This window comes from Klebsiella sp. C283, assembly GCF_048822555.1.
Taxonomy (GTDB): domain Bacteria; phylum Pseudomonadota; class Gammaproteobacteria; order Enterobacterales; family Enterobacteriaceae; genus Klebsiella; species Klebsiella quasipneumoniae.
The window spans coordinates 306,600-318,372 of the sequence record NZ_JBMEZS010000002.1 but is presented as its reverse complement, the minus strand read 5'-3'; the positions used below and the strand labels follow the sequence as shown (position 1 = coordinate 318,372).

12 protein-coding genes are annotated in these 11,773 nt (G+C 58.9%); 5 read left to right on the top strand and 7 right to left on the bottom strand.

Annotated elements, in window-relative coordinates:
• Positions 1-158 precede the first annotated feature (158 nt).
• A complete protein-coding gene (gene adhP, locus ACOI7Z_RS04580) occupies positions 159-1,169 on the bottom strand; it encodes an alcohol dehydrogenase AdhP (protein WP_049156777.1) in 1,011 nt (336 codons plus the stop codon).
• A 253-nt stretch (positions 1,170-1,422) separates the two neighbouring features.
• Between adhP and ACOI7Z_RS04575 the strand changes: the two genes are divergently transcribed.
• Both ACOI7Z_RS04575 and ACOI7Z_RS04570 read left to right on the top strand, forming a co-directional pair.
• A complete protein-coding gene (locus tag ACOI7Z_RS04575; RefSeq protein WP_023289834.1) occupies positions 1,423-2,022 on the top strand; it encodes an inorganic diphosphatase in 600 nt (199 codons plus the stop codon).
• A gap of 143 nt (positions 2,023-2,165) precedes the next feature.
• A complete protein-coding gene (locus ACOI7Z_RS04570; RefSeq protein WP_087848776.1) occupies positions 2,166-3,119 on the top strand; it encodes a bifunctional helix-turn-helix transcriptional regulator/GNAT family N-acetyltransferase in 954 nt (317 codons plus the stop codon).
• A gap of 35 nt (positions 3,120-3,154) precedes the next feature.
• Here the strand turns inward: ACOI7Z_RS04570 and ACOI7Z_RS04565 are convergent, their stop codons facing one another.
• Together ACOI7Z_RS04565 and ACOI7Z_RS04560 are read right to left on the bottom strand one after the other, a co-directional pair.
• Positions 3,155-4,867: an ABC-F family ATP-binding cassette domain-containing protein gene (locus tag ACOI7Z_RS04565; protein ID WP_087848777.1), complete on the bottom strand. Its 1,713-nt coding sequence runs from the start codon at positions 4,865-4,867 to the stop codon at positions 3,155-3,157.
• 522 nt (positions 4,868-5,389) lie between these two features.
• The gene (locus tag ACOI7Z_RS04560) at positions 5,390-7,087 is read right to left on the bottom strand and encodes an NAD-dependent malic enzyme (protein WP_004202648.1); all 1,698 of its coding nucleotides are present in this window, start codon (positions 7,085-7,087) and stop codon (positions 5,390-5,392) included.
• Between the two features lie 78 nt (positions 7,088-7,165).
• Between ACOI7Z_RS04560 and ACOI7Z_RS04555 the strand changes: the two genes are divergently transcribed.
• Positions 7,166-7,273: a hypothetical protein gene (locus ACOI7Z_RS04555; RefSeq protein ID WP_032425875.1), complete on the top strand. Its 108-nt coding sequence runs from the start codon at positions 7,166-7,168 to the stop codon at positions 7,271-7,273.
• Here ACOI7Z_RS04555 and sra read toward each other — a convergent pair.
• Together sra and ACOI7Z_RS04545 are read right to left on the bottom strand one after the other, a co-directional pair.
• Entirely contained in the window at positions 7,270-7,410 is a 141-nt protein-coding gene (gene sra, locus ACOI7Z_RS04550) for a stationary-phase-induced ribosome-associated protein (RefSeq protein ID WP_012541615.1), read from the bottom strand. The genes ACOI7Z_RS04555 and sra overlap by 4 nt on opposite strands.
• A 177-nt stretch (positions 7,411-7,587) precedes the next feature.
• On the bottom strand, positions 7,588-8,439 hold the full coding sequence (locus ACOI7Z_RS04545; RefSeq protein WP_087848827.1) for a Vmh family MBL fold metallo-hydrolase: 852 nt from the start codon (positions 8,437-8,439) through the stop codon (positions 7,588-7,590).
• A gap of 114 nt (positions 8,440-8,553) precedes the next feature.
• On the opposite strand from ACOI7Z_RS04545, the gene ACOI7Z_RS04540 reads away from it, so the two are divergent.
• Positions 8,554-9,447 carry a LysR family transcriptional regulator gene (locus ACOI7Z_RS04540; RefSeq protein ID WP_087848778.1) on the top strand — a complete coding sequence of 298 codons (894 nt, stop codon included), beginning with the start codon at positions 8,554-8,556 and terminating at the stop codon, positions 9,445-9,447.
• 67 nt (positions 9,448-9,514) lie between these two features.
• On the opposite strand, the gene ACOI7Z_RS04535 is transcribed toward ACOI7Z_RS04540, so the two are convergent.
• Both ACOI7Z_RS04535 and ACOI7Z_RS04530 read right to left on the bottom strand, forming a co-directional pair.
• A complete protein-coding gene (locus tag ACOI7Z_RS04535) occupies positions 9,515-9,760 on the bottom strand; it encodes a YmjA family protein (RefSeq protein WP_004202643.1) in 246 nt (81 codons plus the stop codon).
• A 189-nt stretch (positions 9,761-9,949) separates the two neighbouring features.
• Positions 9,950-10,864 carry an SDR family oxidoreductase gene (locus ACOI7Z_RS04530; protein WP_023289828.1) on the bottom strand — a complete coding sequence of 305 codons (915 nt, stop codon included), beginning with the start codon at positions 10,862-10,864 and terminating at the stop codon, positions 9,950-9,952.
• A 654-nt stretch (positions 10,865-11,518) separates the two neighbouring features.
• Here ACOI7Z_RS04530 and ACOI7Z_RS04525 point away from each other — a divergent pair.
• Positions 11,519-11,704: a general stress protein gene (locus tag ACOI7Z_RS04525; RefSeq protein ID WP_008804757.1), complete on the top strand. Its 186-nt coding sequence runs from the start codon at positions 11,519-11,521 to the stop codon at positions 11,702-11,704.
• The last annotated feature ends 69 nt before the right edge of the window (positions 11,705-11,773 follow it).

The following is an 11,773-nucleotide window of genomic DNA, read 5'->3' as shown; positions in this document are numbered from 1 at the left end:
CATCGGGCGCGGCTAAAAACAAAGGAACCAAGGAATTGCGCTAAGCATTTGCGGAAATTGCATTTACTTTACGCGGCGGGAAGCGAGGGGAAGCGGCGGGAAGCGAGGGGAAGCGCGAAAGGAGAAGCGCCTCGCCCGGACGGGAGAGGCGCTGGCGATTAGCTACGCAGATCGATAACCATACGGCCGCGGATCTGACCTTGTTCCATCTCTTTGAAGATGGCATTGATATCTTCCAGCGGACGCAGGGTGACTTTCGGCACCACTTTGCCTTCGGCGGCGAACTGGAACGCTTCCACCAGATCCTGACGGGTGCCGACCAGCGAGCCGACCACCTCGATACCGTCGAGTACCAGACGTGGAATATCGAGGCTCATCGCCTCTGGCGGCAGGCCTACCGCCACCACGCGGCCGCCGGCGCGAACGGCATCCACCGCCGAGTTAAAGGCCGCTTTGGCCACCGCGGTCACCACCGCAGCGTGGGCGCCGCCGGTTTTTTCCTGAATCACTTTCGCCGCATCTTCATTGCGCGAGTTGATGGTCAGGTCAGCGCCCATCGACGCCGCCAGCTCCAGCTGGCCGTCGTTGACGTCGATAGCGATCACTTTGGCGTTAAAGACATTCTTGGCATACTGCAGCGCCAGGTTGCCCAGCCCGCCGAGGCCGTAGATAGCGATCCACTGGCCCGGCTTGATGTGGGAGACCTTAACGGCTTTGTAGGTGGTGACCCCAGCGCAGGTAATGCTGCTGGCGGCGGCGGAGTCGAGGCCGTCCGGGACTTTAACCGCGTAGTTGGCGGTGACGATGCACTCTTCCGCCATGCCGCCGTCGACGGTATAGCCAGCGTTTTTCACCGAGCGGCACAGCGTCTCGTTGCCGCTGTTACAGTAATCGCAGTGGCCACAGCCTTCGAAGAACCACGCCACGCTGGCGCGATCGCCCGGCTTCAGGGAGGTGACGCCAGGGCCGACTTTTTGTACTACCCCGATCCCTTCATGACCGAGGATAACGCCGGTTTTATCGCCAAAATCGCCGTTTTTCACGTGCAGGTCAGTATGACACACGCCGCAGCATTCCATTTTCAACAGCGCTTCGCCGTATTCCAGCGGGCGCAGCGTTTTTTCCGTAACGTTAATCTGATGGTCGTGAGTAACAACAGCTGCCTTCATGCCTGTCTCCTTGAGAGGGGATTGATTAATTTTATTAATGCAATATTACCCAATAAGGATTAGACGCTATGGAGAAAAAAACAAGGCGCTTTAGTACAGGATGTGGTTTTTTGCTACAGTCGTAGCACAAAATTCAGACAATACCTCTAATTTTGGTAGGTAATAATAGTGTCACGGAATGGTCATGTTTTCTTCATCACCCAACTCTATTGTTTTGCGCATCAATTTCTTATAACAACAGAGTGATACAACAATGCATCTGGTCAAAACGCTCCTCACCGCCGGTCTGCTTTTTTCCGCCGCCGCGCAGGCTCACAATGTGCTGGAATTCCCGCAGCCGGAAAACAATCCGGAAGAGTTTTACGCGGTCACCGAGATCCCGGCAGGCGGGATCATTAAGTATGAAACCGACGCTAAAACGGGGTTTATCGTCGCCGACCGCTTTCAGTCGATGCCGGTGGCTTACCCGGCGAACTACGGTTCGTTAACCCAGTCGCTGGCCGGGGATGGCGACCCGCTGGACGTGGTGTTTTACACCCGCGCGCCGATGGCCCCGGGCACGCTGATTAAGCTGCGGCCGATCGGCGTTCTTAAGATGATAGACGGCGGTGAGAAAGACGACAAAATCATCGCCGTCCCGGCCAGTAAAATTGATCCGACCTATGACGACATTCAGACCATCACCGATCTGCCGAAAATCGAGCAGCAGCGGCTGGAGGCCTTCTTCCGGGTCTACAAAGAACTACCAGAGGGACGGAAAAAGGTCGAGCTGGCCGGTTTTAATGATGCGGCCGCCGCGAAGCAGGAGATCAAATCGGCCTGGGAGGCCTGGAAGGCGAAGAACCCGCAATAATACTTATCGCGGGCGCAGTCCGGCGCCCGCGGCACGCCATCATCCGATACGCTACCTTGCCATGCTGGATAGTTTATCCTCTTGACGCGGCCTGAAGTAAATGGTTGTATTATACAACTATCTACTTCACTGGACGCCTCACTATGTCTGACACGCCTTTTATCCAACAAATTCGAACGGCCTCGCGATTAATGGTGCGCGAGCTGGGTTTTATGAACACCACGCTGGCCGCCACCCACTATTCACCCTCGGCGGTGCATACCTTGCTGGAGGTGTCGGTCAGGGGGACGATAACCGCCGCGCAGCTGGTCACATTGCTCGGGCTGGAAAAATCGAGCGTCAGCCGGATGGTCGCCCGTCTGCTGGCCGCCGGAGAGCTGGAGGAGCGCCCCTGCGCGGAGGACGCGCGGTCTAAATCGCTGGCGCTGACCGCGAAAGGGCACGACACGGTGGCAACGATTAACGCCTACGGTACCCGCCGGGTGGTGGAGGCGTTAGCGCATCTCGATGAGACGCAGCAACGGACCGTCGCCAGCGGACTGGCGGCCTATGCTCAGGCGCTGGCGCAGTGTCGGGATGCTGCGCTTGCGGAAACGACGCCGCAAATTTCGCTGGTGACCGGCTATCAGCCGGGGGCGATTGGCCGGATAGCCCAGATGCACGGGGAGTATTACGCCCGGAACCATGATTTCGGCGCTTTTTTTGAAGGTAAGGTTGCCAGCGGTGTCGCGGAATTCACCACCCGGCTTTCCTCGCCGGTCAACCAGATCTGGCTGGCGATGCGCGAGGGGAAGATTGTCGGTTCGGTGGCGATCGATGGCGAGGATCTCGGCCAGCAGCAGGCGCATCTGCGCTGGTTCATTCTCGATGACAGCTGCCGGGGAACCGGCATTGGCAGGCGGCTGCTCAGTGAGGCGATGGCTTTCTGCGATAGTCGTCAGTTCAGCGCCGTTCAGCTGTGGACGTTTAAAGGTCTGGACGCGGCCCGCAAACTGTATGAGTCCTTTGGCTTCACGTTAACCCGCGAATGGCAGGGGGACCAGTGGGGAAAGATGATGACCGAGCAGCAGTTTACCCGGCCAGGAAACGCCGGCTAAGGGCGTGGTGCCTTAGCCGGCGGGGAGTGCGAAGATTACGCCAGCTGGTTAAGCAGCCGGGCGATCTCCTCTCGCCACTGGGTCTGCAGCGAGGGCTTTTGATGTTTCGGCTTACGGGCCATATCGTCCGCCAGCCATTGCTCCAGGGCTATCAGGCGCGTCAGCAGCGCCTCTTCATCATCAGCCGCGAGTGACGGCTCCTGGGGTGAGGAGGCCGCCGTCAGGGTGGGGGTCTGCGCCTGCAGACGGGCATAGACCTCCTCCAGACTGTGCCACTCCGTTAACCCGGCGCTGTCGATCAGCCAGAAGCGGTTACAGCTTTCGCTAATAAGCTGGCGGTCATGACTGACCAGCAGCACGCCGCCGGGATAGTCGCGGAGCGTCTGCGCCAGCGCCGCTTTGCCCTCCATATCCAGATGGTTGGTGGGTTCATCCAGCAGCAGCAGGCTGTAGCGCGCCAGCGACAGACCGACGAACAGCAGCCGCGACCGCTCGCCGCCGCTGAGGGTGCAGACCTTCTGCCCATGCCTCGCCCAGCCAAACCCGGCGGCGATCAGCGCCCGTTTACGGGTGTCCGCCGACGGGGCGAACGGCGTCAGGGCGTCGAGCAGGCTGGCCTCGTCCGGCAACTGCGCCAGGGTCTGGTCGTAGTACCCGGGGTGAAGCCGGGGGTGCAGACGCAACCCCGGAAGCGGCGATGCGTCGTTCATCTGCTGCCACAGCAGGCGCAGCAAGGACGATTTCCCGCCGCCGTTGCGGCCCATGATGGCCACGCGATCGCCGCTGCGCAGTCGCGCTACGCCGGTGGTGAACAGGGCCGGCAGTCCCGGCGCGGGAGCCACCGGCAGCTTGTCCATCTCCAGCAGGCGGTCCGCCGGCAGGGCGTCCCCCTGCAACACCAGGCGCCACGGCGGGCCGATGCTGAGCTCGGTCTGCTCGTCTTTCAGGCGGGCGACCTGCTTCTCCATCTGTTTGGCTTTGCGGGCGAGATCTTCGTTGTCATACACCCGCCCCCAGGTGGCCAGCCGCCGGGCGCTGGCGCTGACCCGGTCGATCTCTTTTTGCTCCGCCTTATGACGTAACGCGGCGCTTTCATCCTGCTCCTGCAGTGCCTGACGGGCAGCGCTGCAGGGCAAGGCGAAGCTGTGCAGCGTCTGGTCGCGGAGGATCCAACTGGCATTAGTTACAGCATCCAGTAAAGCGTTGTCGTGTGACACCAGCACGAAGCTCCCCTGCCAGGTTTGCAAGAAGCTTTCCAGCCACAGCAGAGTGGGCAGATCGAGATGGTTGCCGGGCTCGTCCAGCAGCAGCAGGTCAGGCTGGCGGATCAGCGCCCGGGCCAGCAGCAGGCGCGTATGCTGCCCGCCGCTCAGGGTGCTGGTTTGCTGCTCCATGACCGCCGGCGTGAAGCCCATCTGCGCCAGCAGGCGTTCGGCCAGCCAGCGCTGTGCTTCCCGCGCGTCGGCGGGTAACGGGGCCAGCACTGCCTGCAGCAGCGACTGCGAACGCAGCGCCTCCGGCAGATGCTGTTCAACGCGGGCCATCAGACACTGACCGGCGAGTGAGACGCTGCCCGAGGTGGGCGCGAGGGTGCCGTCCAGCACCTGCAGCAGGGTGCTTTTGCCGCAACCGTTATGGCCGATGAGACCGATACGGTCGCCTTTCTTCAGGGTGAAGGAGAGGGTATTAAACAGCGGCCCGAAGGCAGTCTCCACGTGGAGCGCATGGGCAGTTAGTAATGTACTCATAGTCAACTTACTCAAGAGTTACAGGCATGCAAATGCCTCGTCAAAACTCGCTGACGATAACCCGGTAAGCCGGAGAGAAGGGATTCTGTGAAGGGTCTTCGCTCAAGCCAAAGTTATCGCAGCACGATACCGATAACGCTTGAGCTGGCGCCATTGCCTAAGGCATGTGAAACAATAAACATTTCACAATACAGCATGGGGGGCCTCCTTTTATATTCAGTAAGTGAATGGGTGATGGCAGTGTAGTGGGGAAAGGAAAAGCGCGCCAGTGACAAAACTGGCAGGGTGTGGAGAAGCGTCGGATATCGATTGTCCCGCCCCGCGCGGCTGCAGTTTCTGCCTGCGGATCGTCTGCTAGGGGGCAGAGGCCATGATTTTGCGTGGCACAGGGCGCGCGGCAAATGCTATCTGGTTTCTATTTTTACGATAAATGAATATGGGCGAAAAAGGCGTTTCTGTGGCGGGGAATATTATCCGGACGCTATTAATAACCGGGCCGATCGTTCGGCCCGGTGAGCGCGATTAAATTGAGGTGCGGCGGTAATTACGATATTCCGGCAGCCAGAAATTATCGCTGATGGACTGCAGCAGCGCTTCCGCGGACGTTTTCACCGCCACGCCCTGCTCCTGAGCCACCTTACCGACCGCGAAGGCGATCGCCCGCGAGACGGTCTGGATATCCTTCAACTCCGGCAGTACCGGGCCTTCGCCGTTGTTCACCAGCGGCGAGTGTTTCGCCAGGGTTTCGCTGGCGGCCATCAGCATCTCGTCGGTGACCCGCGACGCGCCGGAGGCGATCACCCCCAGACCAATGCCCGGGAAGATATAGGAGTTGTTGCACTGGGCGATGGGATACTGTTTGCCTTTCACGGTGACCGGGGCAAACGGACTGCCGGTGGCGACCAGCGCCTCGCCGTCGGTCCAGCTCAGGATATTTTGCGGCGTGGCTTCCACCCGTGACGTTGGGTTGGAGAGCGGCATCACGATCGGCCGCGGGCAATGCTTATGCATCTCGCGGATAATCTCTTCCGTGAACAGCCCCGGCTGACCCGAAACGCCGATCAGGATGTTCGGTTTCACGTTGCGCACCACGTCCAGCAGGGACAGGACATCGTTAGTGGTATCCCAGCCCTGCAGATGTTCACGCTTCTGCACCAGCTTGTTCTGGAACGGCAGCAGATTAGGCATGCCGTCGGTTAACAGGCCGAAGCGGTCAACCATAAATACGCGCTGGCGGGCCTCTTCTTCACTGAGTCCTTCGCGGACGATCTGGGCGATAATTTGCTCGGCGATGCCGCAGCCGGCGGAGCCCGCCCCGAGGAAGACGATTTTCTGTTCGCTCAGCTGGCTGCCGGCGCCGCGGCTGGCGGCGATCAGCGTCCCGACGGTGACCGCCGCGGTGCCCTGAATATCGTCGTTAAAGGAGCAGATCTCATTGCGGTAGCGGTTGAGCAGCGGCATGGCGTTCTTCTGCGCAAAGTCTTCAAACTGCAGCAGTACGTCCGGCCAGCGGGCTTTAATCGCCTGGATCACGTCGTCAACGAACTGATAGTACTCGTCGTCGGTAATACGCGGATGACGCCAGCCCATATACAGCGGATCGTCCAGCAGCTGCTGGTTGTTTGTCCCGACGTCCAGCACGATGGGCAGGGTGTAAGCCGGGCTGATGCCGCCGCAGGTGGTGTACAGCGACAGTTTACCGATCGGGATCCCCATCCCGCCGATCCCCTGGTCGCCGAGGCCGAGGATACGCTCGCCATCGGTCACCACAATCACTTTGACATTATGGTTCGGGACGTTTTGCAGAATGTCGTCAAGGTTATGGCGATTCTGGTAGGAGATAAAGACGCCGCGGGCGCGACGGTAAATCTCGGAGAAACGTTCGCAGGCGGCGCCCACCGTCGGGGTATAGATAACCGGCATCATCTCTTCGAGATGGTTGCCAATCAGGCGATAGAAAAGGGTCTCGTTGGTGTCCTGGATATTACGCAGGTAAATGTGTTTGTCGATTTCTGTTTTGAATCCCTGATACTGGATCCAGGCGCGTTCCGCTTGCTCTTCGATGGTTTCAACCACTTCCGGCAGCAGGCCAAGCAGGTTGAAACTGCTGCGCTCTTCCATACTGAAGGCGCTGCCCTTGTTGAGCAGAGGGAATTCAAGCAGAACGGGGCCCGCGTAGGGGATGTACAGGGAACGGTTTTTCTTATGGGTAAATTGCATCGCACTAACTCCTTGATCGTGTCCACAGTCCCGGCGCGGCGATAAGCGAAGGGCGGGTGGAAAAGCAGCGGGCAGAGTATAGAGCAGAAGGTCTTCAAGCGGGTAAACAAGCCGTCAATTGCCATAAAAAAACACCATCCTGGCAACAGGACGGTGTTGTTTATCATCACTCAGGCTGAAAATTAACCACCGCGGCGTTTGCGGCCGGTAGCATGGATATGGTTGAGGGTGGTTTCTTCATCGCCTTCCAGCACCACTTTTTTCTGCTGGGAAAGCTTGTAGTTCAGACCGAGAAGATGACGTGCCTGATGGTTCGATTTCATTCTGACTCCTTTATCCTGTTCTGGTTTCAAGGGCAAACCCGGTGGTGACCGGATGAAATGTAACCCAAAGTTGGCCGCACGTTTTTTATGCGGCCTCAGGTAGGGTGGTCCATTTTCAGGGCAATAGCAACCTTAGCGCGCCAGATTAAGAACAGTCTCCCTCGCGCAGCGCCGGCATTACCACTTCATCTCGCCGGTGTTAACTTTGGCGCCAAGCTCCAGCGAGCTGGTTTCCGCCAGCCCCGGCCACTGGGTCTCCATTGCCTTGATCACCCCGGCGGAATCCTTATGTGTCTTCAGCGCCTGCTCAAACTGCTGGAGGTAGGTTTTTGTAAAGCGCACCGCGCTGTCACCCTCCGGCGGCGTGCCGAGGTAATGCCCCGGGATCACCTGCTGCGGGTGCAGGGCAATCATCTGCTCCAGCGTAGTGCGCCACTGCTGGCGACTGGCCGGCGTCTGGGTGTCGGCGGTCCAGAGATGCATGCCCCACGCCACGCCGGTGCCGCCGAGGATCGTTTTGTTCGCCCGGATCCAAACGAACGCCGCGTAATCATGCGGCTGCATAATCGTCACTGTTTCGCCATCGATGGTAAAGCTATTGGCTTTCAGCGCCTGCGGGACGTATACCTGCGTCGGCGCGCCGTCTTTCATCTGCGGGCCCCAGTACGCCAGCTTTGCCGCTTTGGTGGCTTCAATATGTTTAACCACTTCCGGCGTGGCGACCACTTCCGCCTGCGGGAAGGCTTTCACCAGCGGCTCAAGGCCAAAGTAGAAGTCAGGATCGCCGGAGGTGATCACAATCCGCGACAGCGGTTTGCCGTTTTTCTTGATCATGTCCACCAGCTTTTCGCCGTCTTTGACGCTGAACTGGGCGTCAAACAGCACCGCTTCATGCGGGCCGGAAACGAGGGTGGAGTTGACGGCAAAAATACCTTTCTCCTGAGGGTTGTAAGTCTGCAGCGTCAGCGGCGCCGCGAAGACCGCGCCGCTGAACAGGGCGGTGGCAATAGCAAGGGCAGATAATTTCATCATTTATTCTCAGTCACAGGGGAATGCGTAGCATTGTACGGATTTCACTATTTGATAGAATTCCTGAAATAAGAGATGCTGAGTTTCATAAATCGTGCAGATGAAGGAGGCGTGATGGACAGGGTGATTGCGGCGCAGGTATATCTGCGGATTTGCGAACTGGGAAGCCTCAGCGCCGCGGCGCGCGCGCTGGGGATGTCGCGCCCGATGGTCAGCCGCTATCTGGAACAGATGGAGAGCTGGGCCGGCGCCCGGCTGATCCATCGCTCAACCCGGCGGCTGACGCTGACCCCGGCGGGGGAGAAGGTGTTGCTCAAGACCCGCGGGTTGACGCGGATCGCCGATGAAATCGCCGGCGAGCGCCAGCGGGCCGACCCCAGCGGCACGCTGCGGGTGGCGTGCGCGCATTTTACCGCGATGCAGCTGATCTCCCCGCTGCTGCCGGACTTTCTCGCTCGCTATCCGCTGTTGCGCCTGGAGCTGGATATCAATAACCATCCGGTCAGCCTGATCGGCGAGCGCATCGACGTGGCCATTCGCATTACCGATAATCCGGAGGCCGGGGCTATCGCTCGCCGTCTCGGCGTGTGCCGGTCGCTACTCTGCGCTGCGCCGCGCTGGCTCCGCCAGCATGGTCCGCTGACGACGCTTGACGATCTGCAACAGCATAACTGCCTGTTATACAGCCATTTTGCCGGCCAGCGCTGGCAGTTCAGCGATGCGCAGGGGCAGGAGGCGTCGGTGTCGGTGAACGGTAATCTGAGCGCGGGGATCTCTTCCTTGCTGCTGGAGGCGGCGGTCGCCGGGTGCGGCATCGCGATGCTCCCCGAACTGGAGGCGCGGGGCGCGATTGCCAGCGGCGCGCTGGAGGTGGTGCTGCCTGACTGGACGCCGAAGGCGCTGAGCGTTTACGGCATCTATCTTTCCCGCGACTATCAGCCCGATGGGATGCCGCTGTTTCTGGATGCGCTGCAGCGACGTCTGGGGGAAACGCTCGCCGATGCCTGAGCAGCGGCGTCGACTTCAGCGGCAATACCGGCGGGCGGCGGCCCTGCCGGTGAGCTGACGATAAGACTTACTCGTTGCCCCACTGATTGAGGAAGTTAGCGATATCGTCAATACGGCGCTCGTCAATGGCCGCCTCGCGGGCCATCTCCTGCTGCGCTTCTTCGTCTATCTCTTCGTTATTGGTTAACCGCGCAATCAGCAGCTGAAAATAGCGCGCCAGCGCATCGCGTTCCTCATCCTTAACCGGGGCAGCCGCTTCGGTCTCGTATTCGTCCACGATGTCATAAAATTTCAGGGGGATGTCATTACTCATCTGTCGTCCTCAGGATTGGCGTCAGGGCCGGGGTTAGCGCACAGCGGCGGGCGAGTATCATAGCATGCAGCCGGTAGGCTGCAGGAGAGGAAAAATCGCCGCGCCGGCGAGGCGAGAGAGCAGATACCGATCCCCGGGGGCGGAGGGTAAAACCGGCGCGCGATGTCGCACGCCGGTCTGCCGGGAGGCTTAGACTACCCCGTCCCCACCGTCAGAACACCAAACCTGGCCGGAGGTATAAGAGCAGGCATCGGATGCCAGGGTGACGTACAGCGGGGCGATCTCGACCGGCTGTCCCGGACGCCCCATCGGCGTGTCCTTCCCGAACTGTTTCACTTTCTCGTCCGGCTGACCGCCGCTGGACTGCAGTACCGTCCAGTAAGGGCCTGGCGCCACGGCGTTAACGCGAATGCCGCGTTTTGCCACCTGTTTGGCCAGCGATTTGGTGAAGATCGCCAGGCAGGCTTTGGTCTGGGCGTAATCGAGCAGGATCGGACTGGGTTTATAGGCCTGCACCGAGGTGGTGTTGATGATTGCGCTCCCGGCCTGGAGATGGGGCAGCGCGGCGCGGGTGATCCAGAACGGCGCGTAGACATTGGTTTTAAAGGTGGCGTCAAAGTCTTCGGTGGTGAGCTCCTCAAGAGTCTCACAATATTGCTGACGCCCGGCGTTATTGACCAGGATGCTCAGGCCACCCAGCTGTTCCACCGCGTCGGCCACCAGCGACTGACAGAAGGACTCGGAGCGAATATCCCCCGGCAGGGCTACCGCGGTGCGGCCTTCGGCTTTAATCAGGGCGATGACTTCATCGGCATCCTCTTGCTCTTCCGGCAGATAGCTTATGGCGACATCGGCCCCTTCGCGGGCAAAGGCGATCGCCACCGCGCGGCCAATGCCGGAGTCACCGCCGGTAATGAGCGCTTTCTTACCGGCCAGCCGCCCGGTGCCGGTGTAGCTGGTTTCCCCATGGTCCGGTGACGGCTCCATTTCCGCATCCAGACCCGGCGGGTTTTGTTCTTGCTCCGGGAACTCCGGACGTGGAGCCGTCTCTTCTGGCAACATGGAGGTGGGTAATTTCTTCATTGGCGGTTTTTCATCTTGCATAGTCATCTCCTTCAGACAGAACGGGCCAGCTGTAAGGATAGGTCAGGTTCCCCTATCGCCAGACCCCGGGCGACTCGCCCAGGGCCAGTGAATGCCCGGGAAAAGAGGTACTGTTATTCCTTAACCGACTGATCCCCGGCGTATTTAAGTGAATAGCGCTGCGTTAATATCGCTGGGGTTAAATTAGGATTATTCCATCAATATTTAACGTGGCTGGGCTATTTTTCTCCCCGGGAAAAATTTTTTAAAGACGGAGAGGAAGACGCGTCGTGAAAAAGGGAATATTAAGTTAACCGCTACGCATGGCTAATAAAGCCATGCCTCTTAGGTGGTATTTTTTGAAAGGGTGGCTGTCCGGGAGTGGAAGAAATATTTATTCATCACTTTATTTTCATTTGTTTACAAACGAGAATCGCTGTCCGCAGAGCAGACCATAATGGGCATATAATCCAAAGCGAAGAAGGAGTTGCAGAAAGATTAATTTTTAGTGCCGCTTCGCTGTCGTTAATTTATTTATTGGTAACGCTGATTAATGGCCGGAATTAATTTGACTCCTGCGGGTATTCCTCTAGTGTTAGACATCGAGGGCGATGATTTGTAACAGGGTCATTTTCCATTTACCAACCGATATTGATCAAACCAAAGGTGAACATTATGGCAGAGCATAGAGGCGGTTCAGGTAATTTTGCAGAAGATCGTGAAAAAGCATCCGAAGCCGGGCGTAAAGGTGGACAGCACAGCGGCGGGAACTTTAAAAATGATCCTGAGCGTGCATCCGAAGCCGGTAAAAAGGGTGGTAAGAACAGTCATGGCGGCGGCCGTAAAGCCGGCGACAGCTAGCGACTGATGACCCGTGACGCCGTTTCGACGGCGTCAGGACAGAAACCTGTGGGCCAGGCGGTCCGCAGG